This window comes from Streptomyces sp. NPDC002817, from assembly GCF_053592055.1.
Genome location: NZ_JBSFUY010000008.1, coordinates 1 through 24,578, shown reverse-complemented (window position 1 = coordinate 24,578; position 24,578 = coordinate 1). Strand labels below are relative to the sequence as shown.

Annotated in this window: 26 protein-coding genes; 16 read left to right on the top strand and 10 right to left on the bottom strand. The window is 70.0% G+C overall.

The features are described from left to right. The first annotated feature begins 12 nt into the window (after positions 1-12). The 3 genes from fabG (at position 13) to ACWD3I_RS17335 (ending at position 2,049) form a co-directional block, all read left to right on the top strand. Positions 13-732 carry a 3-oxoacyl-[acyl-carrier-protein] reductase gene (fabG, locus tag ACWD3I_RS17345; RefSeq protein ID WP_266894307.1) on the top strand — a complete coding sequence of 240 codons (720 nt, stop codon included), beginning with the start codon at positions 13-15 and terminating at the stop codon, positions 730-732. Positions 733-737: 5 nt separating this feature from the next. Continuing rightward, on the top strand, positions 738-1,514 hold the full coding sequence (gene fabI, locus ACWD3I_RS17340) for an enoyl-ACP reductase FabI (RefSeq protein WP_365400621.1): 777 nt from the start codon (positions 738-740) through the stop codon (positions 1,512-1,514). A 187-nt stretch (positions 1,515-1,701) separates the two neighbouring features. Continuing rightward, positions 1,702-2,049 (top strand): hypothetical protein, encoded by a 348-nt coding sequence (locus ACWD3I_RS17335; RefSeq protein ID WP_365400624.1) that lies wholly within the window; start codon positions 1,702-1,704, stop codon positions 2,047-2,049. Here ACWD3I_RS17335 and ACWD3I_RS17330 read toward each other — a convergent pair. Further along, on the bottom strand, positions 2,030-2,719 hold the full coding sequence (locus tag ACWD3I_RS17330) for a FadR/GntR family transcriptional regulator (protein ID WP_365400627.1): 690 nt from the start codon (positions 2,717-2,719) through the stop codon (positions 2,030-2,032). The genes ACWD3I_RS17335 and ACWD3I_RS17330 overlap by 20 nt on opposite strands. 70 nt (positions 2,720-2,789) lie before the next feature. Between ACWD3I_RS17330 and ACWD3I_RS17325 the strand changes: the two genes are divergently transcribed. From ACWD3I_RS17325 to ACWD3I_RS17310, 4 genes are all read left to right on the top strand, one after another. Then, positions 2,790-4,073 carry a CynX/NimT family MFS transporter gene (locus ACWD3I_RS17325; RefSeq protein ID WP_365400630.1) on the top strand — a complete coding sequence of 428 codons (1,284 nt, stop codon included), beginning with the start codon at positions 2,790-2,792 and terminating at the stop codon, positions 4,071-4,073. A gap of 48 nt (positions 4,074-4,121) precedes the next feature. Next, positions 4,122-4,238 (top strand): SGM_5486 family transporter-associated protein, encoded by a 117-nt coding sequence (locus ACWD3I_RS17320; RefSeq protein ID WP_266829118.1) that lies wholly within the window; start codon positions 4,122-4,124, stop codon positions 4,236-4,238. Between the two features lie 159 nt (positions 4,239-4,397). Beyond that, entirely contained in the window at positions 4,398-4,604 is a 207-nt protein-coding gene (locus ACWD3I_RS17315; RefSeq protein WP_365400634.1) for a hypothetical protein, read from the top strand. A gap of 100 nt (positions 4,605-4,704) precedes the next feature. Beyond that, a complete protein-coding gene (locus ACWD3I_RS17310) occupies positions 4,705-5,223 on the top strand; it encodes a SixA phosphatase family protein (protein ID WP_365400637.1) in 519 nt (172 codons plus the stop codon). Between the two features lie 93 nt (positions 5,224-5,316). Here ACWD3I_RS17310 and serB read toward each other — a convergent pair whose 3' ends face one another. Together serB and ACWD3I_RS17300 are read right to left on the bottom strand one after the other, a co-directional pair. After that, on the bottom strand, positions 5,317-6,528 hold the full coding sequence (serB, locus tag ACWD3I_RS17305) for a phosphoserine phosphatase SerB (protein ID WP_365400640.1): 1,212 nt from the start codon (positions 6,526-6,528) through the stop codon (positions 5,317-5,319). Positions 6,529-6,806: 278 nt separating this feature from the next. Further along, a complete protein-coding gene (locus ACWD3I_RS17300; RefSeq protein WP_365400643.1) occupies positions 6,807-9,308 on the bottom strand; it encodes a streptophobe family protein in 2,502 nt (833 codons plus the stop codon). Between the two features lie 237 nt (positions 9,309-9,545). Between ACWD3I_RS17300 and ACWD3I_RS17295 the strand changes: the two genes are divergently transcribed. Beyond that, positions 9,546-12,092, top strand: a complete 2,547-nt coding sequence (locus ACWD3I_RS17295; protein ID WP_365400675.1) for an ABC transporter ATP-binding protein/permease — start codon at positions 9,546-9,548, stop codon at positions 12,090-12,092. 96 nt (positions 12,093-12,188) lie between these two features. On the opposite strand, the gene ACWD3I_RS17290 is transcribed toward ACWD3I_RS17295, so the two are convergent. The 3 genes from ACWD3I_RS17290 to ACWD3I_RS17280 all read right to left on the bottom strand — a co-directional run bounded on the left by ACWD3I_RS17290 (position 12,189) and on the right by ACWD3I_RS17280 (position 14,979). Further along, positions 12,189-12,920, bottom strand: coding sequence for a transglycosylase SLT domain-containing protein (locus tag ACWD3I_RS17290; RefSeq protein WP_365400646.1), 732 nt, complete (start codon positions 12,918-12,920; stop codon positions 12,189-12,191). A 269-nt stretch (positions 12,921-13,189) separates the two neighbouring features. Then, positions 13,190-14,287: an S-adenosylmethionine:tRNA ribosyltransferase-isomerase gene (locus ACWD3I_RS17285; protein WP_365400649.1), complete on the bottom strand. Its 1,098-nt coding sequence runs from the start codon at positions 14,285-14,287 to the stop codon at positions 13,190-13,192. Next, on the bottom strand, positions 14,284-14,979 hold the full coding sequence (locus tag ACWD3I_RS17280; protein WP_365400652.1) for an SDR family NAD(P)-dependent oxidoreductase: 696 nt from the start codon (positions 14,977-14,979) through the stop codon (positions 14,284-14,286). The genes ACWD3I_RS17285 and ACWD3I_RS17280 overlap by 4 nt, the downstream gene beginning before the upstream one ends. A gap of 188 nt (positions 14,980-15,167) precedes the next feature. On the opposite strand from ACWD3I_RS17280, the gene ACWD3I_RS17275 reads away from it, so the two are divergent. From ACWD3I_RS17275 to ACWD3I_RS17260, 4 genes are all read left to right on the top strand, one after another. Further along, entirely contained in the window at positions 15,168-16,313 is a 1,146-nt protein-coding gene (locus ACWD3I_RS17275; protein ID WP_361487600.1) for a GAF domain-containing sensor histidine kinase, read from the top strand. After that, positions 16,306-16,947 (top strand): response regulator transcription factor, encoded by a 642-nt coding sequence (locus tag ACWD3I_RS17270; RefSeq protein WP_365400656.1) that lies wholly within the window; start codon positions 16,306-16,308, stop codon positions 16,945-16,947. Before ACWD3I_RS17275 ends, ACWD3I_RS17270 begins: the two co-directional genes overlap by 8 nt. Positions 16,948-17,104: 157 nt before the next feature. Beyond that, a complete protein-coding gene (gene chpE, locus ACWD3I_RS17265) occupies positions 17,105-17,350 on the top strand; it encodes a chaplin ChpE (RefSeq protein WP_307032609.1) in 246 nt (81 codons plus the stop codon). Between the two features lie 192 nt (positions 17,351-17,542). Then, positions 17,543-17,782 carry a chaplin gene (locus ACWD3I_RS17260; RefSeq protein WP_266894331.1) on the top strand — a complete coding sequence of 80 codons (240 nt, stop codon included), beginning with the start codon at positions 17,543-17,545 and terminating at the stop codon, positions 17,780-17,782. A 125-nt stretch (positions 17,783-17,907) separates the two neighbouring features. On the opposite strand, the gene ACWD3I_RS17255 is transcribed toward ACWD3I_RS17260, so the two are convergent. Beyond that, entirely contained in the window at positions 17,908-18,696 is a 789-nt protein-coding gene (locus ACWD3I_RS17255; RefSeq protein WP_365400660.1) for a hypothetical protein, read from the bottom strand. A gap of 138 nt (positions 18,697-18,834) precedes the next feature. Between ACWD3I_RS17255 and ACWD3I_RS17250 the strand changes: the two genes are divergently transcribed. The 3 genes from ACWD3I_RS17250 to ACWD3I_RS17240 all read left to right on the top strand — a co-directional run bounded on the left by ACWD3I_RS17250 (position 18,835) and on the right by ACWD3I_RS17240 (position 21,249). Next, the gene (locus tag ACWD3I_RS17250; RefSeq protein WP_266894335.1) at positions 18,835-19,632 is read left to right on the top strand and encodes an ABC transporter ATP-binding protein; all 798 of its coding nucleotides are present in this window, start codon (positions 18,835-18,837) and stop codon (positions 19,630-19,632) included. A gap of 102 nt (positions 19,633-19,734) precedes the next feature. Beyond that, positions 19,735-20,169, top strand: a complete 435-nt coding sequence (locus ACWD3I_RS17245; RefSeq protein ID WP_266894337.1) for an NfeD family protein — start codon at positions 19,735-19,737, stop codon at positions 20,167-20,169. A gap of 132 nt (positions 20,170-20,301) precedes the next feature. Continuing rightward, the gene (locus ACWD3I_RS17240; RefSeq protein ID WP_046257770.1) at positions 20,302-21,249 is read left to right on the top strand and encodes an SPFH domain-containing protein; all 948 of its coding nucleotides are present in this window, start codon (positions 20,302-20,304) and stop codon (positions 21,247-21,249) included. 141 nt (positions 21,250-21,390) lie between these two features. On the opposite strand, the gene ACWD3I_RS17235 is transcribed toward ACWD3I_RS17240, so the two are convergent. The 3 genes from ACWD3I_RS17235 to ACWD3I_RS17225 all read right to left on the bottom strand — a co-directional run bounded on the left by ACWD3I_RS17235 (position 21,391) and on the right by ACWD3I_RS17225 (position 23,420). Then, positions 21,391-21,897, bottom strand: coding sequence for an HNH endonuclease (locus tag ACWD3I_RS17235; RefSeq protein ID WP_365400665.1), 507 nt, complete (start codon positions 21,895-21,897; stop codon positions 21,391-21,393). 157 nt (positions 21,898-22,054) lie between these two features. Next, positions 22,055-22,594 carry a YbhB/YbcL family Raf kinase inhibitor-like protein gene (locus ACWD3I_RS17230; RefSeq protein ID WP_365400668.1) on the bottom strand — a complete coding sequence of 180 codons (540 nt, stop codon included), beginning with the start codon at positions 22,592-22,594 and terminating at the stop codon, positions 22,055-22,057. Between the two features lie 43 nt (positions 22,595-22,637). Continuing rightward, positions 22,638-23,420, bottom strand: a complete 783-nt coding sequence (locus tag ACWD3I_RS17225; RefSeq protein ID WP_046257773.1) for a sporulation protein — start codon at positions 23,418-23,420, stop codon at positions 22,638-22,640. A gap of 156 nt (positions 23,421-23,576) precedes the next feature. Here ACWD3I_RS17225 and ACWD3I_RS17220 point away from each other — a divergent pair, with 156 nt between their 5' ends. Next, entirely contained in the window at positions 23,577-24,218 is a 642-nt protein-coding gene (locus ACWD3I_RS17220; protein WP_365400672.1) for a DNA-3-methyladenine glycosylase, read from the top strand. Positions 24,219-24,578: the final 360 nt, after the last annotated feature.

The following is a 24,578-nucleotide window of genomic DNA, read 5'->3' as shown; positions in this document are numbered from 1 at the left end:
AAGGGTGATCCGTTGAGCCGCTCGGTTCTCGTCACCGGAGGCAACCGGGGCATCGGCCTCGCCATCGCCCGAGCTTTCGCCGAAGCCGGCGACAAGGTCGCGATCACGTACCGCTCGGGTGAGCCACCGGCCGCCCTGGCGGAACTGGGCTGCCTCGCCGTCAAGTGCGACATCACCGACACCGAGCAGGTGGAGCAGGCCTACAAGGAGATCGAGGACGCGCACGGGCCCGTCGAGATCCTGGTCGCCAACGCCGGCATCACCAAGGACCAGCTCCTGATGCGCATGTCCGAGGAGGACTTCACGTCCGTCCTCGACACCAACCTCACCGGCACCTTCCGCGTCGTCAAGCGCGCCAACCGCGCGATGCTGCGCGCCAAGAAGGGCCGTGTCGTCCTGATCTCGTCGGTCGTCGGACTGATGGGCGGCCCCGGCCAGGCCAACTACGCCGCCTCCAAGGCCGGCCTGGTCGGCTTCGCGCGCTCCCTCGCCCGTGAGCTGGGCTCGCGCAACATCACCTTCAACGTCGTCGCGCCCGGCTTCGTCGACACCGACATGACCAAGGTGCTCACCGACGAGCAGCGCGAGAACATCGTGAAGCAGGTGCCGCTCGGTCGTTACGCGCAGCCCGAGGAGATCGCCGCAACGGTGCGGTTCCTGGCCTCGGACGACGCCTCGTACATCACTGGAGCCGTCATCCCGGTTGACGGCGGACTGGGAATGGGTCACTGAACACCATGGCTGGAATCCTCGAGGGCAAGAAGATCCTCATCACCGGTGTGCTGATGGAGTCCTCCATCGCCTTCCACACCGCCAAGCTGGCCCAGGAGCAGGGCGCGGAGATCATCCTCACCGCGTGGCCGCGTCCCACCCTCACCGAGCGCATCGCCAAGAAGCTGCCCCGGCCCGAGAAGGTCAAGGTCCTGGAGCTCGACGTCTCCAACGACGAGCACCTCGCCCGCCTGGAGAGCCAGGTCCGTGAGCACCTGGGCGACCGGCTCGACGGTGTCGTGCACTCCATCGGCTTCGCGCCCCAGGACGCGCTCGGCGGCAACTTCCTGAACACGCCGTTCGAGTCCGTGGCCACCGCCATGCACGTCTCCGCCTTCTCCCTGAAGTCGCTGACCATGGCGCTGCTGCCGCTGATGACCGAGGGCGGTGCCGTCGTCGGCCTCACCTTCGACGCGCAGTTCGCCTGGCCGCAGTACGACTGGATGGGCCCGGCCAAGGCCGCCCTGGAGGCCACCAACCGCTACATGGCCCGTGACCTGGGCAAGCACAACATCCGCTGCAACCTGATCTCGGCCGGTCCGATCGGCTCCATGGCCGCGAAGTCGATCCCCGGCTTCGCGGAACTGGCGTCGGTGTGGGACAGCCGCTCCCCGCTGGAGTGGAAGCTGGAGGACCCGGAGCCGGCCGGCAAGGGCGTGGTCGCCCTGCTGAGCGACTGGTTCCCGAAGACCACCGGCGAGATCGTCCACGTGGACGGCGGGTTGCACGCCATCGGTGCGTGACGCTGCCGCTGAGCATCGGCCGACATGGAGGGGCCGCACCCTTTGCCAAGGGTGCGGCCCCTCGGCGCGTCCGCGTGGGGTAACCCGTTCGGCCCATCCGGCCGGGCGGGCAGGGCGCACAACTGGGCACTCTGGATTACGCGTTCACCACGCTTTCCTCCCCAGCACGGCCGAGGAGGTCTCCCTTGTGCGTCTGTCCCGCAACATGGCCCCAGCGACCGTCGCCGTAGCTCTCCTGCTGACCCTGCCGCACGAGGCGTCACCGCACGCACGCGTGGCGGCACCGAAGGCCGAGCAGCCGGACTTGTTCGGCGCCGCCTGCTACAGCAAGGTCACCGGCTCCCGGGTGACCGCGTACTGCCACAACCCGTATCCCGACGTCGACCGCGTCCGGCTGCACATCGAGTGCGACCGCTGGTGGGACGTCGACAGCGACGGTGCCCCGGTCGAGGCCGGACCCGCGCAGACCGTACGTCTGGACGGCCGCTGCTGGAAGGAAGTCCGCTCGGTGTGGGTCAGCCACCAGAAGCGGTGAACCGGCCCGGCCGGCACAGGAACGGATAACCCGCCGCCTCCGCCGCCGCCGTCTCCGCGTCGCCCGCGCGGATCGCGTCGACCAGCCGCGCGTGGTCCATGTACGTCTCCGGCGTCAGCTCCTCGCCGACGTCCTCGCGCAGCCAGTCCCGCAGCACCTCGCCGAGGTCCGCGTACATCGCCGACATCACGTCGTTGCGGGAAGCCGCCACCACCGCCAGGTGGAAGGACGAGTCCGCCGTCACGAAGGCCTCCGCGTCACCCGACTCCCACGCCTCCTCACGCCGTACGAGAAGCGCGTCGAGCTGCTTGAGGTCCTTCTCCGAACGCCGCTCGGCGGCCAGCCGCGCCGCGGACGACTCCAGCGTGGAGCGCAGCTCGGCGATGTGCCGGGGATCGGCGTCGGCGAACCGGCGGTGCATCACGCCGGCCAGCTCGCTGGTCGCCACGACATAGGTGCCGGAGCCCTGGCGGATGTCCAGCAGACCGTTGTGCGCGAGCGCGCGGACGGCCTCACGGACCGTGTTGCGGGCCACCCCGAGCTGCTCGACGAGCTCCGGCTCCGTCGGGATGCGCGAGCCGACCGGCCACTCGCCCGACGTGATCTGCTGCCGCAGCGCCGCGATGACTTGCTCGGACAGTGCCGATCGACGGGGGTGGCTCAGAGGCATGGCACACCTTCGCATGGGATCGCCGACCCGGGGCAGCCGGGGGATGGACAACCAATCATCCCATGATTCTATGATGGGCGGCATGGCACGTGAGGAAACCCGGACGATGACGTCCCCGCATATCATCAGCTCGGCGGCGAGCGAGCCCCCGGCGACCGCCACGCGCGCGTGGCCGACACGGCTGCTCGTGCTCGGCATCGTCCTGGCCGCCGTCAACCTGCGCCCCGCCATCACCAGCCTCGGCGCCCTCCTGGAGGAGGTCCGCGACGGACTGGGCATGAGCGGGAGCATGGCCGGGCTGCTGACCTCCGTGCCCCCGCTCTGCTTCGCCTTCTTCGGCGTCATGGCCCCACGCCTGGCCCGCCGCTTCGGACCGGGAGCGGTGGTGTGCGCCGGCATGGTCGCCATCACGGCAGGCCTGCTCATACGGCCGTACACGGGCAGCACGGCCGGCTTCCTGGCCGCCAGCGCTCTCGCCCTCATGGGCATCGCGGTCAGCAACGTCCTGATGCCCGTCATCGTCAAGCGCTGGTTCCCGGACCGCGTCGGCTCCATGACCGGCCTCTACTCGATGGCCCTCGCCCTGGGTACGGCGACCGCGGCTGCCGTGACCGTGCCGGTGACCGACAGTCTGGGCGGCAGCTGGCAGACCGGGCTCGCGGTCTGGGCGGGGCTGGCCGCCGCGGCCGTACTGCCGTGGATCCCGTCGATACGACAGCGGGGGACGGCGCCCGCCGCGGAGGCACGCGCGCGCGAGGAGCAGCCCGCGCTGCGCATCACCCGCAGCCGTACCGCCTGGGCGCTCGCCGTCTTCTTCGGGCTCCAGGCCACCGCCGCCTACATCACCATGGGCTGGATGGCGCAGATCTTCCGGGACGCGGGCGTGCCCGCGAGCACGGCCGGGCTGCTGCTCGCCGTCACGATGGTGATGGGCGTACCGCTCGCCTTCGTCATCCCGCGCGTGGCCACCCGGCTGCCGCACCAGGGCCCGATCGTCCTCGTGCTCGGCGTCTGCGGTCTCGCCGGATACGCCGGCCTCTACTTCGCGCCCGCCTCCGGAGCCTGGGTCTGGGCCCTGCTGCTCGGCGTCTCCAACTGCGCCTTCCCGCTGGCCCTGACGATGGTCGGGATGCGGGCCAGGACCGGCGCGGGCGTCGCGCAGCTGTCCGCGTTCGCGCAGAGCACCGGCTATCTGATCTCCATCCCGGGCCCGCTGCTGGTCGGCGTGCTCTACCAGCACAGCGGCGGCTGGGGCCTGCCGATCGCCCTCATGGCCGCCCTGATGGTCCCGCAGATGGCCGTGGGCGTCCTCGCGGGACGCGACAGGACGGTCGAGGAAGAGGCGGCCCGCTGACGCCACCCCGGCGGATCCGATGCCGGCCGCAGGTGCGAGACTGGCCGCATGCCAGTGCTCGACCCGAACCCGCAGAACGGCCAGAAGAAGATGCTGCTCGTCTTCGGCGCGTTCCTCGCCATCTTCGTGATCATCGCCGTCATCGCGTCGATCGCCTCACCCTGAACCGGCAGGGGTGGGGCTAGCCCCACCATCCCCTAGGGGGCGAGTCTCAGGGTCAACTGGGTGGATCACCGGATGGGTTGAGGGCCCGGGATTCCGTAACTTCGAGATGTGACCGCGGCACAGCGGACCACCGGCCCACTCGAAGACGCGGAGGCAACCATGTCGGCCCCTACGCACACCCCGCCCCACCCGGCGACCCGGGGCCGCGTCGACATCCGGCTGCCCTGGTGGGCCCTCGCCCTGCCGACGCTCGCCTTCATCACGCTGCTCGCGGTGATCCTGAACCCGTCCGACGCGCACGCCGCCGCGGACGATCCCCTGATCACCCAGCTCTTCGAGCGCGTACAGCAGCTGGTCACGCGCTGAGCACCCCGGCGGGACCGGTCCTCGACCACCTCCGTACACCGGTGGAGCCGCATGTCAACTCCCTGCGCCTTATGGCCTATTTCATGCGAAGCTGGGTCTCATGAGCGTCGCAGAATCCCGCAGGATCGTCCTCTTCCGGCATGCGAAAGCCGACTGGCCACAGGTGACCGACCACGAGCGGCCGCTCGCCGACCGGGGCCGCAAGGATGCCGCAGAAGCCGGACGCAGGCTGGCCGACACCGAAATCCCCTTCGACCTGGCCTTGTGCTCCACCGCGACCCGGACCCGCGAGACCTGGAAGCTCGCCGTGCACGAGTTCGCGCACCGGCCGAAAACCGTCTACGAGGAGCGGGTCTACGAGGCCTCGCCCGGCGAGCTGATCGCCGTGCTCAACGAGACCCCCGACGACGCGCAGAACATCGTCCTGATCGGCCACAACCCGGGCGTGCAGGGCCTCGCCGACATCCTGGCCGGCTCGGCCGAGGGGGACGCCGGCGAGCGGATGGCCCGCCGCGGCTTCCCGGCGGCCGCCTTCGCCGTCCTGTCGTTCACCGGCCCCTGGAAGACGCTGGAGCCGGGCGTGGCCACGCTCCTGGACTACTGGGCACCGTCCGAATGATCCGACCGATGTGAGAACCCTGTGCGAAGGGCCCGGCACCACCACGGTGCCGGGCCCTTCGCACGCCGTACGACGGCTGCCGTACGCGACGGCTCAGTCGATGTCGTCGTGCGTGTCCGCCGCCTCGACCTCTTCGCGGGTCACGCCCAGCAGATACAGGACGGTGTCCAGGAACGGCACGTTCACCGCGGTGTGCGCCGCCTCCCGGACCACCGGCTTGGCGTTGAAGGCGACCCCGAGGCCGGCCGCGTTGAGCATGTCCAGGTCGTTGGCGCCGTCGCCGATGGCCACGGTCTGCGCCAGCGGCACCCCCGCCTCGGCGGCGAACCGGCGCAGCAGCCGCGCCTTGCCCGCCCGGTCCACGATCTCGCCCGTGACCCGGCCGGTCAGCTTCCCGTCGACGATCTCCAGGGTGTTGGCCTGGGCGAAGTCCAGCCCGAGGCGCTCCTTGAGGTCGTCGGTGACCTGGGTGAACCCGCCCGAGACGACACCGACTTGGTAGCCGAGGCGCTTCAGCGTACGGATGAGGGTGCGGGCGCCGGGGGTCAGCCGCACCTCGGTGCGCACCTTGTCCACGACCGAGGCGTCGAGCCCTTCGAGGAGGGCCACACGCGCGTGCAGCGACTGCTCGAAGTCCAGCTCCCCGCGCATCGCGGCCGCCGTCACCTCGGCGACCTTGTCCTCACAGCCGGCGTGCGCGGCGAAGAGCTCGATGACCTCGTCCTGGATGAGCGTCGAGTCGACGTCCATCACGACGAGCCGCTGTGCGCGCCGGTGCAGCCCGGCCGCGACGACGGCGACGTCCACGCCGAGCGCGGCGGCGTCGGTCACCAGGGCGGTCCGCAGGGGCTCGGTCTCCACACCGGACACCGCGAACTCGACCGCGGTCACCGGGTACTTGGCCAGCCGGAAGATTCGGTCGATGTTGCCGCCGGCCTTGGTGATCCGGGCGGCGGTCGCGGCGGTCGCCTCCGCGGTGAGCGGATGTCCGAGCACGGTGACGAGGGAACGGCCGAGGCCACGGGGCCGGTTGTCGCCCAGGCCGGAGATGATCTCGGCCTGCATCTTCATCGACTCCGCCCAGCTGTGGACGGTCCTGCGCAGGTCGCCCTCCAACCCGCGCGGCGGCTCGGTCACGAGCGCGCACAACACCATGCGGCCACGGGTGACGACCTGCTCGATGTCGACCACGTCGACGGAGTAGGCGGCGAGAGTGTCGAAGAGTCCGGCTGTGATGCCCGGCCTGTCCTTGCCGAAGATCTTGACGAGAAGAGTGGGGACGTCGGAGGTCTGCGAAGCGCTCATGGTGTACCCACCGTATCCGGCACCCAGTGCCTTCCGCCCCTGAGGTCCGCCTGACGGACAGGGAACACTGAGCGTCGCTCAAGTGGCGGGGGTCTTACGTGGTGGCAACGGCTCTATGGGCACATGTCGGGAGACCGGACCGACCGTTACCGGCCAAGTGGTCGGCGTGCCGGGGACCGAGGGCGGCGGAGGCCGTGGGGCAGCGGACGCCTCGCCCCCACTGCCGTGCCCCCGAAACGCCTTCGCCGACCTCCCCCGCCCGCATCACCACGCCCGGATCACCTCCGCCCCTTGGGCCTCCCCGGCGGGGGAGGAGGCGGCGGTGGCGGCGGACCGTCGTCGGGCGCGGACGGCTCGCGCCTTGAGGGCATACGCCGGGGCGGCTTGCGCGGCGACCGGGGTGGCGGCTCGATCGGGCCCACCACAGTGGGAGCGCCGTACACATCGTCACCGGCGGGCGGCGACTCGTCCTCACCGGCCGGCCGCGCGCCCCCGGCAGACGGATCCGCCTCGCCCCGCCAGGCGCCCTCACCGGGCCGCACCCCGCGCCCCGGCGGTGGGCTCGAGGACGGTCGACCTTGCCCCGGGGGAGGCGTCCCGGGCCGCCAGGCGCCCTCGCCCGGCCGGCCCTCTGGTCCGGCAGGAGCTCCCGAGGGAGTGCGACCCTGCCCCGGAGGGCGTGTCCCGGGCCGCCAGGCGCCCTCGGTCGGCTGCGGGTCCTGCCCCGGTCGCCAGGCGCCCTCACTGGGCGGAGGCCCCTGCCCCGGCGGCGCTCCCGAGGGGGAGTAGCCCTGCCCGGGGGGAGGCGTCCCCGGCCGCCTGCCACCCTCCGCGGACTGTGCCCCGCGCCCCGGCGGAACCCCGCCCGGTGGCCGCCCGCGTCCGGGCGGGGCGCCCCGGGGCGGCCGCGCGTCGGACGGTCGCGCATCCTCCGGTTCCCGCAGCTCGTCCGGCACCTGCAGATACGGGTTGGTCGCGGGGTTCGGCGGCCGGTACGGCGCACCCGGCGCATACGGCCCGGACTCGCCACCCGCGGGCGTCGCCCCGGCCTCGCCCCCGCGCGACGCACCCCGGGAATCACCCGGGTACGGACCCGCCCCCGACGTCCCTGGATACGACGTCGCTCCCGACGCCCCGGCATACGGTGCCCCCCGCGGAGGCCCCACGTGCGGTGTCGACCCGGACTCGCCCGGGTACCGCCCGGGCGCCCCTGGATACGCCCCGGCCCCGCCCGCATACGGGGGCCGCCCAGCGTCCGGCGTCCCGTTCCCCGCAACCCCGCCCACGCCACTCAGCGCCAGCGGTGCCGCCCGGTTCCCCGCCGCCCCGGTCGCACGGGCGAGCAGCGCCCCGACGGCGCCCGCACCCGCCCCCCACAGGGCACCGAGGAGCAGCGCCATACCGAGCTGCCCGTGCAGTTCGATGCCGGCGCCGAACGCGTCGAAGCCCAGCACCGACAGCGAGGCGTTCACGGACACCTCCGTCATCCAGGCGAGCAACGGCAACGCCACCGCCGTCACGATCCCCAGCCGCAACGCACAGCGCCCGGCGAAACCGAGGGCACCCGGATCCCGTACCTGCGCACTCCCCGCGACGGCCCCTGGACCCCGTACACCCGTCGGACCCCCGACACCGCCCCCGGCCTGCGCCGATCCCGGGACAGGTACCCCCACCGGCGTCCGCACCGCCGTCAGCACCCCCGCCAGCAGCAGCATCATCGCCGCCGCGACCCCCAGCAGCCACACCCGTCCGTCCAGCTCCGCCAGCCGCGACAGCGACACGGACTGGTCGCGCTCGGAGCTCAGGAGGTCGTCCAGGGGATCCGGGAGGAAGGTGGCCAGCGGACCCGTCGCCCGGCCGTCCCACGGCACGAACAGGCCGATCGGGATGCCCAGCCAGGTGCCGTTGGGCGTGCCCAGCAGCGCCGCGCCCGCGATCCGCTTCGGGTGTTCGTCGCCGATCGAGGCGTACGCCGCCGCGGCGAGCCCCGCCGCCACGGCGACCAGCAGAACGGTCACGAGGGCGGACACCGCCGGGCGTACGACGCGATGCCCCGCCTCCCAGCCGCGGGGCAACGGTGTGCGGCGCGAGGCCAGGAGCGCGATGAGCAGGACGCCGGCCGACCAGACCAGGCCCCCGAACAGCGTCGGCACCGTGTCCACCGTGAAGCCGACCGCCGCCTTCGCGTCGACCAGGTCGCCGATCTGGTCCGGGAGCAGTCCGCCGATGTCCCCGACGTCGCCGAGTCCCGGGATCTCCAGACCCCCGCCCCCTCCGCCGCCGCCGGGCAGGTCGTCGAGGCCGAGCGCACTGCCGTCGATCGTGATGACGTCGTGACCCGCCCAGGCCAGCCCGCCCAGCGTGGCCACGAAGAGCGCGACGACCGCACTCGCGCGCGCGAGGAGTTCGGCCGGTGCGAGGACAACTCCGGCCGCCCGTAAGGACCGCAGGAAGAACCAGGACAAAAGGAGCGCACCGACCAGGCCGACACCCAATGGCGTGATCTCGATGGCCGTCGCCGCCTCCGCGCCCGTCAGCCCGAAAGCGGACACATCGCCGGACGGTGTCACCGAACCACCCGCCCCAAGTGCCACTACCGCCGCGGTCATCGGGCCCAGCGATGCCGCCGAGTCGGCCTCCAGTAGATGCAGGCCGAGCGCGGCGACGCCCGCCATCCCGATCAACGCCCAGCTCACGGCGGCGATCGCGGACAGCAGGATGTCTCCCCACGGCAACTTCGAGCCGTGCTTGGTGGTGTCGAGACCCATGGACGCACTCATGGCAGACCCCCCGATCCGCGGTGCGGCGATCGCCGCGCATGTCCCCCTCGCGTGGATTACCACTCTCCGGGTCGGTTTCAACCCCGTCAACGGAACCGGTCGAAGCGTGTGCGCGTGGTCTTCACAAGGCCCGACTTTCGGTCAGGGGGCAGAGCCTGAAATAGTTCCCGACGATGTTCGACATCCCTAGACTCCCTGTGTTGGGGGTAACTCGGGGGACTACTCATGGGGCATGGAGTGCCGGAACTCGTACTGGAATTGAATGGACGTACCTGGACGCTAGACGCGTCCAGGCCCTACACCCTCGGACGCGATCCGCAGGGTGACATAGTGCTCGACGACGCCAGGGTGTCCTGGAGGCACGCCACGATCAGCTGGAGCGGCCGTAGTTGGGTCATCGAGGACCACGGCTCCACCAACGGCACCTTCGTGCAGGGCCAGCGGATCCACCAGCTGGAGCTCGGCCCCGGCTCGGCGGTGCACCTGGGCAACGCGACCGACGGCCCGCGGGTGAGCCTCTCCGGCACCGCGGCCCCGGCCGCGCAGCCTCAGCAGCAGCCGTACGCCGCCCAGGGAGCTCAGGGCGGACAGGGAGCTCAGGCCGCTCCGGCCGCGAACCCGGGCTGGGCCCAGCAGACACCGCAGCACCAGCAGGCCCCGCAGGCCGGCTGGCAGCAGCCGCAGCAGCAGCCCTCTGCCGGGAAGGTTCCGCAGCAGCAGGGTCCCGGCGTCGGCGCGGGGGCGCCGCCGGTCTACGGCGACCGCAGCCCGACCACGTTCCACCAGTTCTCGATCGGCCGCGTGATGCGGATCGGTCGTGCCCTGGAGAACGAACTGGTCGTCTCCGACCTGCAGGTCTCCCGTCATCACGCCGAGTTCCACTCGACGCCCGACGGGCGCATGGAGATCCGCGACCTCGGCTCGCACAACGGCACCTACGTCAACGGTCAGCCGATCGCCAAGGGCGGCTCGATCCTGCTCGGCCCGACGGACATCGTCGGTGTCGGCCACTCGACGTTCCGGATCGTGGGCGACCGCCTCGAGGAGTTCGTCGACACCGGTGAGGTCTCCTTCTCGGCCCGCCATCTGACCGTCACGGTCGACGGCGGCAAGCAGATCCTCAAGGACGTCTCCTTCGGCGTCCCGGAGAAGTCGCTGATCGCGGTCATCGGACCGTCCGGTTCCGGCAAGTCGACACTGCTCAAGGCGCTGACGGGCTACCGGCCCGCCAACCAGGGCGACGTCCTCTACGACAACCGGAACCTCTACAAGCAGTTCGCCGAGCTGCGCCAGCGCATCGGTCTGGTCCCGCAGGACGACATCCTGCACAAGGAACTGACCGTCAAGAAGGCCCTCAAGTACGCGGCCAAGCTCCGCTTCCCCGCCGACACCACCGGCGCCGAGCGCGACGCCCGTATCGACGAGGTACTGCGCGAGCTGAAGCTGGACATCCACAAGGAGAAGAAGGTCACCTCCCTCTCCGGTGGCCAGCGCAAGCGTGTCTCCGTGGCCCTGGAGCTGCTCACCAAGCCGTCGCTGATCTTCCTGGACGAGCCCACGTCGGGCCTCGACCCGGGCATGGACCGCGATGTCATGCAGCTGCTGCGCGGCCTCGCCGACGACGGCCGTACGGTCCTCGTCGTCACCCACTCGGTGGCCGAGCTGGCGATCTGCGACAAGCTCCTCGTGATGGCTCCCGGCGGTGCGGTCGCCTACTTCGGCCCGCCCGAGGAGGCGCTGAACTTCTTCGGCTACGACACCTGGGCCGACGTCTTCTCCGCCTTCGAGAACTACCGCGACTACGACTGGGCGGGACGCTGGAAGGGCTCGCAGCACTACCAGATGTACGCCGCGGACATCGACGCGATTGCGCCGCAGTCCGTACAGATGCCGCCGATGCAGGCGATGAGGCCGCCGAAGCCACAGGGCTGGCTGTCCCAGTTCAGCACTCTCGTACGCCGCTACACCTCGGTGATCGCCTCCGACAAGGGCTTCCTGGCCCTGACGATCATCCTGCCGCTCGTCCTCGGCTCGGTCAGCCTGCTCATCGACCAGGGCAAGGACCTCCTGGTCAACACGGAGATCAACCCGAACACGGGTCAGCCCGTCGCCAACGGCACGGCCCTCACCGTCCTGCTGATCCTCGCGGTGGGCGCCTGCTTCGCCGGCGCCGCCAACTCCGTCCGTGAGCTGATCAAGGAACGGGTCATCTACGAGCGGGAGCGCGCCACCGGCCTGTCCCGTTCCGCGTACCTGATGTCCAAGGTGTTCGTGCTCGGCGTGGTCACGGTGCTGCAGGGCCTGATGGTCGGCGTCATCGGCTTCTCCAGCCGCACCCTCCCCGACGAGGGCCTGATCCTGCGCAGCCAGATTCTCCTGGAACTGTGCATTCCGATCATGGCGCTGGGCTTCACCGCGATGATGTTCGGTCTGATCATCTCGGCCCTGGTGAAGACCGCCGAGAAGACCATGCCGCTCCTGGTCATGTTCGCGATCGTCCAGGTCGTCTTCACCGGCTGCCTGTTCCCGCTGTCCGGCTCGGTCGGCGTCAACGAGCTCTCGTACCTGATGCCGTCGCGCTGGGCGGTCGCCGCCGCGGGTGCCACGCTCGACTTCAACAAGATCAGCCCGCCCGCCAAGGGCGAGAGCAACGACCCGCTGTGGGAGCACACCGTCGGCGCCTGGGGCATGGACATGCTCGCCCTGATCGTCCTCGGCGTGATCTGCGGCTTCTTCGTGGCCCGCTTCCTGCGCCGCCACGAGCCCGAGGTCATGCGCAAGTAGTCGTGTCCGTACGACGGTGAAGGGCGGCACCCCGGTGGGGGTGCCGCCCTTCGGCGTGCTGCGCCTGACGCAGGCGTACGAGAGGTCCGCGCGGCCTCAGTACGCGCCGTTGACGTTGTCGATCGAGCCGTACTTGTCGGCGGCGTAGTTGGCGCTGGCGACGATGTTGGCGACCGGGTCGTACTGGCTGAAGGGGGTGCCGGAGACGTGGTACGCGTCGAAGGTCGGCTTGATGATCTGCAGCAGACCGATCGACGGGGTGCCGTTGACGGCGTTGACGTCCCAGTTGTTGATCGCGTTCGGGTTGCCCGAGGACTCGCGGATGATGTTGCGGTACAGACCGTTGTAGGTACCCGGGATGCCCTTGGACTTCATGATGTCCAGGGACTCCTTGATCCAGCCGTCGAGGTTGTTGGCGTAGGTCTTCGTCGCGGCGGCCTTGACCGTGACGCGCTTGGCGGACCGGCTCGCGGCCTCCTTCGCCTTGCGCTCCTGCTCGGCCTTCTTCTTGGCCGCGGCCTCGGCGGCCGCCTTCTTCTTCGCGGCGGCCTCGGAGGCGGCCTTGGCGGCGGCCTTCTTCGCGGCCGCGGCCTCGGCGGCCTGGGTCTGCAGGCTGGTGTCGGCGAGCTGCTCGGTCACGTCCGACTGGAGACCCTTGAGCTGCTCGGAGCTGTACGCGACCTTGGCCGAGGCGGCCTCGCTCGTGGTCGTCTCCGCGTTGCTGGGAACCGCGGAGAACGCGAGGGCGGCGGCGCCGAGCGTGGCGATACCGGCGATGGCGACCTTGTGGCGCTTGGTCAGCGCGCGACTGTGGCTCTTCTTGGACATGCGGGGACCTCTTCGAATAGCGCGGAGGTCGCTCTTCGTGCAAAAGCCGCGGGCGGAACCCGCGGCGGTGAGCGACGGCTGCCATTCTTAGCGGCCGCAAAATTATGTGGCAAAGGTGTGACGTACGATCCCAGGTAGTTGACCGGGGAAGGGCAAAACAGGACAGACAGGAACGTCTTCCCCGCTCACCGGGGACCGGTTTATCTCCTATTCACCTTCGTACGTGATGTGCGCCCTATGTGCGGGCTCACATCGGAGGCGTAACAGTGTCACCAGTAGTTGCGGCAGCAATGCTCTGTGTGAGGACCCTCCTCCGGGAGGAGGAGATGCACGTCCCCGAACTCGTGCCACAGGTACAGCCCGCGCAGCGCCTCCGAGTAGGCGCGGTCGATCGCCGCCCGCCCGGCCACCGCCTCCAGCATCAGCAGATGCGAGGCCTCCGGCTCGTGCAGCCCGGTCAGCAGCCCGTCCACCACGCGCACCCCGCGCTCCGGGGTCACCACGAGATCCGTCCACCCTTCACGCGCGCGTACGGCCCCGTCGGCGCCGGCCGCCGACTCCACGGCCCGTACGGCGGTCGTCCCGACGGCGATCACCCGGCCGTCCCCCGCCCTCACGGCGTTGATCAGCCGCGCCGACGCCTCCGGCACCGCGAACCGCTCCGGGTACGGCGCCTCGTGCGCCTCCGCCGACGCCACCCCGGTATGCAGCGTGACCGGCGCGAACTGCACCCCCCGACTCACCAGCTCCGCCACCAGCCGCGCCGTGAAGGGCCGGGCGGCACTCGGCATCTCCGCACTGCCGGTCCCGTCGGGGGAGGGCAGCGCGAACACCGTCTGATAGACGGAGAGGGGCTGGTCGCGCTCGGTGTAGGAGTAACGGATCGGCCGCCCGTACTCCCGCAACAGCCCGACGATCCGGGCTCCGCCCCCGGTCCCCGACATCCGCGCCCACCACAGCCGCCCGCTCGCCGCGCTCAGCGGCTCCTCCAGCCGCAGCCGCACACCTCCGGGCAACCGCACCTCCGTACCCGCGGGGCCGCCCGCACGCGCACGCGTGGTGCCCCGCTCGTCGGGATCCCGCAGCTCGACCGCCCACCGTCCGTCGTCCCCGCGCGTGGAGAAGTGCACCACCACGCGTGCGTGCCCGACCCGTCCGCCCACGGCCGCGGCCAGCGTCGGCGACGTGTTGACGACGAGCAGGTCCCCGGCCCGCAGCAGCCGCGGCAGCTCCGCGAAGGCACGGTGCGACACCTCGGTACCGCGCGACACCAGCAGCCGTACGGCGTCCCGGTCCAGCCCCGGCCCACGCTGCTCGACCGGAATCCGGGCGGACAGCTCCGCCGGGACGCGCAGGGCCGTCGTCATCGCTCCTCCACCAACGCGGGCGCGGTGTACCGGCCGCTCGCCGGCCGCTCGTCCAGCAGCCGCAGGAAGCCGGGGACCACGTCGGCCGGGTCGGGCCGCGGGTCGTCGTCGTCCGGTACGGCCGCCGCGTACAGCTCCGTGGCCATGTCCCCGGGGTCGACCGCCCAGACCCGCAGCCCGGGCTCCTCCTCGCCCAGCACCGCCACGAGGTGGTCCAGGGCCGCCTTCGACGCCCCGTAGCCACCCCAGGTCTCGTAGGCCTCCGCGGCCGCGTCCGAGCTGACCGCGATCACCGACCCGACCCCCGACGCCCGCAGCAGCGGCAGCGCCTCCTGGACCAGGCCCAGCGCGGCCACGACGTTCACTTCCAGCGCCCGCCGCAGCCCCTCCAGGGGCAACCCGTCCAGCCGGACCAGCGGCTCGGCGCCCAGCGCGCTGGCATTGCTCACCACCAGATCGACCCCGCCGAACCGGCACGCGGCCGCCACCAGCCCGGCCCGGTGCCCGGCGTCCGTGACATCCCCCGGCAGTGCCGTCACGCGCGCGCCGTACTTCTCCAGCCCCTCGGCCACCTCCCGAAGGGCCCCCGCGCCTCTGGCGTCGAGCACCAGATCCCAGCCGCGCGCGGCCAGCGCCTCGGCGAGCGCCCGCCCCAGCCCCTTCGAGGCCCCCGTGATGATCGCTACCGACATGACCACGTCCCCTCGTCGTTCTCGACGCCTTCCGATCGGCGTGATCCCAACGTAGGAACCGGACCGCCCCAGCCGCGTCGGACGCGGGTCGCGAGACGGCGGGGCCCTTTGCCCTAGGCCCACCGCCCTAGGCGACCGCCGCCACAGGTCCGATACGGACTGTCACACCCCGCCGGTACCGTGAGGACATGAGTCAAGGACCCAGGTCCGGCCTCGCGGCGGTGAGCTCCGCGCTGCTGGCCATGAGCAGGCATCTCGAGGTGCGCGACGTCCTCAAGACGATCGTCGCCTCGGCCCGCGAGCTGCTCGACGCGCAGTACGCGGCGCTCGGTGTCCCGGACGACCACGGAGGCTTCGCCCAGTTCGTGGTCGACGGCGTCAGCGACCAGCAGTGGAAGGCCATCGGCCCGCTCCCGCGCCAGCACGGCATCCTCGCCGCGATGCTGCAGGAGGCGAAGGTCGAACGCCTCGCCGACGTGCGCAAGGACCCCCGCTTCGAGGGCTGGCCCTCGGCCCACCCCGACATGTCCGACTTCCTGGGCCTGCCCATCCGCGACGGCGACGAGGTCATCGGTGCCCTCTTCCTGGCCAACAAGAACTGCCCGAAACCGGACGGAAGCTGCGGCTTCACCGCGGAGGACGAGGAACTGCTCTCCATCCTCGCCCAGCACGCCGCGATCGCCCTGACCAACGCCCGGCTGTACGAGCGCAGCCGCGAACTGACCATCGCCGAGGAACGCTCCCGCCTGGCGCACGAACTGCACGACGCGGTCGCCCAGAAACTCTTCTCCCTGCGCCTCACCGCACAGGCCGCCGCCGCCCTCGTCGACCGCGACCCCTCACGCGCCAAGGGCGAGCTGCAACAGGTCGCCGCGCTCGCCGCCGAGGCCGCCGACGAACTGCGCGCCGCCGTCGTCGAGCTCCGCCCCGCGGCCCTCGACGAGGACGGCCTCATCGCCACCCTCCGCACCCAGGTCCACGTCCTCGACCGCGCCCACACCGCGCACGTGACCTTCGACAGCTGTGGCGTCCGCGCCCTGCCCGCCTCCCAGGAGGAGGCCGTCCTGCGTGTCGCCCAGGAAGCCCTGCACAACGCCCTGCGGCACTCCGGAGCCGAACAGGTCGACGTGACCCTGGCCCGGCGCGACGGCGGAGTCGTGCTGCGGGTCACCGACGACGGCAGCGGCTTCGACCCGCAGCAGACCCGCCGCGCGGGCCGTCACCTCGGACTGGTTTCCATGCGGGACCGGGCCGGCGGGGTCGGCGGCGCGCTGACCGTGGAATCGGCGCCCGGCAAGGGCACCACGATCGAGATGGAGGTCCCTGGTGGCTGACGCAATCAAGGTGCTGCTCGTCGACGACCACCAGGTGGTCCGCCGCGGACTGCGCACCTTCCTCGAAGTACAGGACGACATCGAGGTCGTCGGCGAGGCCGCCGACGGCGCCGAAGGAGTCGCCCGCGCCGAGGAACTCAAACCCGACGTCGTCCTCATGGACGTCAAGATGCCGGGCATGGACGGCGTCGACGCGCTGCGCAAGCTCCGCGAACTGAACAACCCCGCGCGCGTGCTGATCGTCACCAGCTTCACCGAACAGCGCACGGTGGTCCCGGCGCTGCGCGCGGGCGCCGCGGGGTACGTCTACAAGGACATCGACCCCGACGCCCTCGCCGGCGCCATCCGCTCCGTCCACGCCGGACACATCCTGCTCCAGCCGGAGGTCGCGGGCGCGCTGCTCTCCCAGGAGGAGGCCAACAACGGTCAGGGAAGAGGCGGCTCGCTCACGGAACGCGAGCGCGAGGTCCTCGGCCTGATAGCGGACGGCCGCTCGAACCGCGAGATCGCCCGCGCCCTCGTCCTGTCCGAGAAGACCGTCAAGACCCATGTCTCGAACATCCTGATGAAACTCGACCTGGCGGACCGTACACAGGCCGCCCTGTGGGCGGTACGTCATGGAGTGGCCGGTTGATCCAGGGGGCGCACGGCAATTCGGAGGGTTCCGCTCCGGACTGAGATTCATACCGTCGTGGGAATGTCCCCCGGATGGCGCATCCTTCGTGGATCTCCACCGTTCTCCAGTGCGTGCTGCGGCGACTGCCGCGGCAATCGCTAGGAGGGGCTCAGAAGTGAAGAACCTGAAGAAGGTAGCGGCCGTGACGATGGTGGCCGGCGGGCTGGTCGCCGCCGGTGCCGGTATGGCCTCCGCCACCGACGGCTCGCACGCCGACGGCAAGGCCGTGGGCTCGCCCGGCGTCATCTCGGGCAACCTCGTCCAGGCCCCGGTGCACGTTCCGGTGAACGCGGTCGGCAACAGCGTGAACGTCATCGGTGTGCTGAACCCGGCGTTCGGCAACCTGGGCATCAACCGCTGACCTCCGCCACGGAGCGGCAGTGACCTCCGGCCTCCCAGGCACTCACTCCTGGGGGGCCGGTCAGTTTGTCGTCCCAATGATCCGAACGGGCAGTCGCGGTGCACTTTCCGTACCGTTCCCGCACGCTCCCGCGTTGATCAGCGCACGACCCGCGGCCGGGTCGGATACGCATACGCAGGAGGAACGCTTCTCATGAACATCGCCAAGAAGGCTGCCGTGGCCCTCACCGTCGCCGGTATCGCCACGGGTGCCGCTGCCGGTGCCGCTGTCGCCGACGCGGGTGCCGACGGCACGGCCGTGAAGTCGCCGGGCGTCGCCTCGGGCAACCTGGTCCAGGTTCCCGTCCACGTCCCCGTCAACGTCGTCGGCAACGCGGTCGACGTCATCGGCCTGCTCAACCCCGCCTTCGGCAACCAGGGCGTGAACGACTGACGTCGGGTCCTGACCGACGAGGGGCCCCGCGAGTCAAGGACGATTCGCGGGGTCCTTTGTCGTGTGTGCGCCCAGGTTGCCCGGCGCAGCCCGCGATCAGTCGTGCACCCACCCCGCCGCACCGGCTACCGCACGCCTCGCTCCCGCTCCTCCACATACGCGTTGTACGCGGCGACCTGTGCCCGCCGAGCCGTCCGCTCGACAGGCCGCAACGCCTCGGAGCGCGCCGCCATCTCGCCGGCGCTCACCGCACCCCCGTGCCCGTTCTCGTAAGCCACGGAGATCAACAACCCCACCCGCTGCGCAAGCTCCAGCACCCGCACCGCCCGAGGCGGATACCCCGGCGCAAGCACCTCCCGCCCCCGCTCGGACCGAGCCCGATACGCATCGATCGCCGCCGCGGCCACCGGCCCCGACCCGGCCACATCGAGCCGCGTCAGCACATCCGTCGCCTCCCGCAACGCCTCCGCCAGCTCCCGCTCGGCCTCGCCCAGGGACGGCACATCCGCGGGCGGCGCCTCCCGCACCGGAAGCACCTGCCACATCACCTCGACATGCACATCACCGGACGGCCCGGCCTCGTACACCTCCGGCACCAACCCGAGCGCGGCCCCGTGGCAGATCACCGCCTCCTCGGCCTCCAACGCCCGCGCATTGAACTCCGGCGGCCCACTCAGCCCGAGCGGATGCCCGGGCGCGGGCAGCGCGATGCGCAACCCCGTCACCCCGAGCGCCCGCAACCGCCCGAGCGCGAGTGTGAGTCCGACGGGCGCCGACTCGCCCGGCAGCCCTTCCACCCGGTGCACGGCGTCCTCACCCACCATCGCGAGCACGGCGTCGTCAGGTGAGACAAGTCCGGCAAGAAGGCCATTTCCCCAAGCGGCAAGACGTCCAGAGCGTGGTTCCGAGAGCATGACCCCACCCTAAGGACCGGACCGATGGAATGGACCGGCCGACCGGTGGCGTAGATTTCGTCGAGGGCTGCGCTCAAACGCGCACGCGACAGCCGAGACGCCGAGACCGGTCAGACTGCAAGGGGAGACAACGCGCTCATGAGCGATGTTCTGGAGCTTGAGGACGTATCCGTGGTCCGTGAGGGCCGGGCTCTGGTGGACCAGGTCTCCTGGTCGGTCAAGGAGGGCGAACGCTGGGTCATCCTCGGCCCCAACGGCGCCGGCAAGACCACCCTCCTGAACGTCGCCTCCAGCTACGTCTACCCCAGCAAGGGCACCGCGACGATCCTCGGCGAGACCCTCGGCAAGCCCGGCACCGACGTCTTCGAGCTCCGCCCGCGCATCGGCGTGGCCGGCATCGCCATGGCCGACAAGCTCCCCAAGCGCCAGACCGTCCTGGAGACCGTGCTGACGGCCGCGTACGGCATGACGGCCACCTGGCAGGAGGACTACGACGAGATCGACGAGCAGCGCGCCCGCGCCTTCCTCGACCGTCTCGGCATGAGCGACTACCTGGAGCGCAAGTTCGGCACGCTCTCCGAGGGCGAGCGCAAGCGCACCCTCATCGCCCGCGCCCTGATGACCGACCCCGAGCTGCTGCTCCTCGACGAGCCCGCCGCCGGTCTCGACCTCGGCGGCCGCGAGGACCTCGTACGCCGACTCGGCCGCCTCGCCCGCGACCCGATCGCCCCCTCGATGCTGATGGTCACCCATCACGTCGAGGAGATCGCCCCCGGCTTCACCCACGTCCTCATGATCCGCCAGGGCCAGGTCCTCGCCGCGGGGCCGCTGGAGCTCGAACTCACCTCCCGCAACCTCTCCCTCTGCTTCGGCCTCCCGCTCGTCGTCGAGCAGGTCGGCGAGCGCTGGACGGCACAGGGCCTGCCGATGTCCTGAGCCCTTCTCACCGTCACGGCAAGGGAGTTCACGGGTAAGAACCCCGTGCAGACCCGAACTGCGCCCTGTCCGCGGCGGGACCTGCGGAACTACCATGACCACGTGAACGACATCGACGCATGGGTGTGGTGGCTCATCGGCGCGGCAGGCCTCGGCATCCCGCTCGTGGTCACGGCCATGCCGGAGTTCGGAATGCTCGCCGTGGGCGCCGTCGCGGCCGCGATCATGGCCGGACTCGGCTTCGACATGGTGGTCCAGGTCCTCGTCTTCGCCGTCGTCTCGGTGGCCCTCATCGCCGTCGTACGACCGGTCGCGGCGAGGCATCGCGCACAGCGGCCCCAACTCGCCACAGGTATCGAGGCGTTGAAGGGGAAACAGGCCGTGGTGCTGGAGCGCGTCGACGGCACCGGCGGCGGCCGGATCAAGCTCTCCGGAGAGGTCTGGTCAGCCCGCGCTCTCGACACCGACCGCGCCTACGAAGTAGGTCAGGAAGTGGACGTCGTGGACATCGAGGGGGCCACGGCGATCATCATGTGACCTCGCACGATGCAAGTGGCGCGAACACCCCACGAGGCACACGACGGTCTGTCAGACTCGACCAGCAAGATCTTCAACAACCATAAGATCTTCCGAAAGCGCCGAGGCGGAGAGAGGTACGGGGAAGCGACGATGGAACCGGTCATCATCGTTTTGATCATTCTGGTGGTGTTGGTCTTCATCGCCTTGATCAAGACCATCCAAGTCATCCCACAGGCCAGCGCCGCGATCGTCGAGCGCTTTGGCCGCTACACGCGGACACTCAACGCGGGCCTCAACATCGTCGTCCCGTTCATCGACACCATCCGCAACCGCATCGACCTGCGTGAACAGGTCGTCCCGTTCCCGCCGCAGCCGGTGATCACCCAGGACAACCTGGTCGTCAACATCGACACGGTCATCTACTACCAGGTGACCGACGCGAGGGCCGCGACCTACGAAGTCGCCAGCTACATCCAGGCAATTGAGCAGCTGACGGTCACCACGCTCCGCAACATCATCGGCGGCATGGACCTCGAGCGCACCCTGACCTCCCGCGAGGAGATCAACGCGGCCCTGCGCGGCGTCCTCGACGAGGCGACGGGCAAGTGGGGCATCCGGGTCAACCGCGTGGAGCTGAAGGCCATCGAGCCCCCGACCTCCATCCAGGACTCGATGGAGAAGCAGATGCGCGCCGACCGGGACAAGCGCGCCGCGATCCTCACGGCGGAAGGCACGCGCCAGGCGGCCATCCTCACCGCCGAGGGCGAGAAGCAGTCCCAGATCCTCCGCGCGGAAGGCGAGGCCAAGGCCGCGGCCCTGCGCGCAGAGGGTGAAGCCCAGGCCGTCCGCACGGTCTTCGAGGCCATCCACGCCGGCGACCCCGACCAGAAGCTCCTCTCCTACCAGTACCTCCAGATGCTTCCCAAGATCGCCGAAGGCGACGCCAACAAGCTCTGGATCGTCCCCAGCGAGATCGGCGACGCCCTCAAGGGCCTTTCCGGCGCCATGGGCAACTTCGGCAACCTGGGCGGCGGTTCAGGAGGCGGCGGCCAAGGCAACGGCGGATCGGAACGCCGAGAGAAGCCGTCGATCGACTGACGCAAAGTTTCGGCTACGTCAATGGGGCTCGCCTTCATCATGAGGGCGAGCCCCAGGTCGTTCAGGGACGCGGGGAACTGCGCGACGAGCCACAACGAACCCGCAGCCGCAATCAAACAGATCCCGGCCCCCCACTAGGCGCTACGCGGCATCCCGGGCCAACCAGTCAGGCAGCGCCTGAAACTCCTCGGTCCCCAGCGACAGCAACATCGCATCCGCAGGACTCGGCTCGAACGGCGCCCGCAGCAACGGCATACCCGCCTGCTCCGGCGTCCGGTCAGCCTTATGGTGGTTGTCCTCCGCGCAGGAAGCCACCGTGTTCAGCCAAGAGTCCTGACCACCCTGCGCCCGCGGCACCACGTGGTCCACAGTCGTCGCCCTGCGCCCGCAGTACGCGCACCGGTGCCGGTCCCTGATCAGCACACCCCGCCTGGACCACGGTGCTTGTCTTCGGAACGGCACTCTCACGTACCTGCAGAGTCTGATCACCCGGGGCGCCGGTATGTCGACCGCGGCTCCGCGCATACGCAGTTCGGGGTGGGACTGCTCGACGACGGCCTTGTCCTGAAGCACCAGAACGACGGCTCGGTTCAACGTCACCGTCGACAGCGGCTCGAAGCTCGCGTTCAGTACCAGCGTGTCCCGCATTACCAGCCCACCTCCTGTGTGCACCGGCCCACCCCCTTGGCGGGCTGGGATCAACTCTGGCCGGGCACGCCGAGATGGACAACGAAATAAAAAGTGCCCGCCCCTGATCACTTCCAAGACCAGGGGCGGGCAAACGTTCCATGAACGTTGGGCTTGTTCAGCTCTGTTCGGGGTTCTCGTACTCCCCGATCAGCTGTGCACGCGCGATCGCGTGGAACCTCAGATTGAAGCCCACGTAGGCGGGAGAGGCGTCGGTATCCGGCCCGAGCTTCTCCTGATCGACCGCGTACACCGTGAAGACGTACCGATGCGATCCGTCCCCAGGAGGCGGCGCGGCCCCACCGAAGTCCCTGCTGCCGTAGTCGTTACGTGCCTGTACGGCACCCTCGGGCAGCCCTTCGAACTTGCCGCTGCCCGCACCCACCGGCAGCTCGGTCACCGAGGCCGGAATGTCGAACAGCACCCAGTGCCAGAACCCACTGCCTGTCGGGGCGTCGGGGTCGTAGCAGGTCACGGCGAAACTCTTGGTCTCCGGTGGGAACCCCTCCCACCGCAGTTGCGGCGAGGTGTTGCCGGCCGCGTACACCTGAGCGTCCTTGAGCGCCGCCCCTTCCTCGATGTCCTCGCTCGTCACCGTGAACGACGGGACGGGCGGGTGGAAGTCATGGGGGAGAGGCCGCCGCTTCAGCTCGGTCACCTCGGTACCTCCTGATCGATCAACGGAATCAGCAGTACCGAGCCTAGAACCAGTTGCGCTTGCTGCCGACTTCGGACAGCCACTGGTTGAGGTAGGCCGCCCAGTCGGTGCCCTGGTAGTCGTGCAGACCCACCTGGAAGGAACGGAAGGTGTCGCTGCCCTCGCTGAAGAGCCCCGGCTTCTTGTCCATCTCGAGCACGACGTCCATCGCGTTCTGATCGGCCACGAAGCTCAGCTCGACCTGGTTGATACCGCGGTACTGCTGCGGCGGGAAGAACTCGATCTCCTGGTAGAACGGCAGCTTCTGCCGCGTACCCCGGATGTGACCGCGCTCCATGTCCGCGTTCTTGAACCGGAAGCCCAGCTGGATGAAGGCGTCGAGGATCGCCTTCTGCGCGGGCAGCGGGTGCACGTTGACCGGGTCCAGGTCACCGGAGTCCACCGCACGCGCGATCTCCAGCTCCGTGGTCACACCGATGTGCATGCCGCGCAGCGGCTGACCGTCGATCGTCGTGATCGGCGTCTCCCACGGGATCTCGAGCCCGAACTGCACCGCGTGCACGGCGTTCGCCTTCAGCTCGAAGGCACCGCCGAGCCGCTGCTTGGTGAACTCGATGTCCTGCTTGTACTCCTGGTCGCCGCTCTCGACCTCGACCTTGGCCTGCAGCCCGACCGACAGCCCCTCGATCTGCTGGTCCACGGACCCACCCTGGATCCGCACCTCGCCCTGGACGACACCACCCGGAACGACATTGCCCTCGGTCAGCACCGTCTCGACCGAAGCCCCGCCGGCCCCCAGGCTCGCGAGCAGCTTCTTGAACGCCATGACTCTCCCTCTTACGTCGTCCTGCTTCTTGTGCGTGGATCCTTGATCCATACAAACGCGATCCGGCCGTGGCCGGTTCCGCGCCCTCACCCTTGCAAGGCGAACGCCCCCTGACCACCCCGTTGCAGCCACCCGTCTGCACTACCCTCGGACGGCATGATCGCGACCCCCGACCGTACGCCCCTCCTACGTGAGTTCTTCGACCGGCCCGTACTGGAAGTCGCCCCCGACCTCCTCGGCCGCGTCCTCGTACGCACCACCCCGGACGGTCCGATCGCGCTCCGCCTTACAGAGGTAGAGGCCTACGACGGTCAGAACGACCCCGGCTCCCACGCCTATCGCGGCCGCACGCCCCGCAATGGCGTGATGTTCGGTCCGCCCGGGCATGTGTACGTCTACTTCACCTACGGCATGTGGCACTGCATGAACCTGGTGTGCGGTCCGGAAGGCAAGGCGAGCGCGGTCCTGCTCCGCGCCGGTGAGATCGTCGAGGGCGCCGAGCTCACCCGTAAACGTCGACTCTCGGCCCGAAATGACAAGGAACTGGCCAAAGGCCCCGCGCGCCTGGCCACGGCACTGGATGTGGCCCGCCCGCTGGACGGCACGGACGCGTGCGCCCCGGGCGACACACCGCTGAGGGTCCTTGCCGGTACCCCGATCGCCTCCGACCAGGTACGTAACGGTCCCCGCACCGGGGTGTCCGGCGACGGGGGCGTCCACCCCTGGCGCTTCTGGGTCGCCAACGACCCGACGGTGAGCCCTTATCGGGCCCATACGCCCAGGCGTCGCTCAAGTTGACGCGCCCTTGCGGGGTGCGTAATGTAGCCCGAGCCGCTTGAACCGGGTACTGCGATCGTCAGCAGCCGGAGGCGGCCAAACCACTACCTACGACTTCCTCTCAGCGAGGGTCAATTCGGCGTGCCTGCATGCCTGAATTCGAACTCGCGGAACTCGATTATGAGTTGCCGAGCGGATGGGCTAACGTAGTGAATGTCGAAAGGCCGACAGGCGAAAGCCCAAAACCTTAGACAATCCCAACTGACAGGGAATCGGGCGCCGAAAGGGTCTGATAGAGTCGGAAACGCAAGACCGAAGGGAAAAGCCCGGAGGAAAGCCCGAGAGGGTGAGTACAAAGGAAGCGTCCGTTCCTTGAGAACT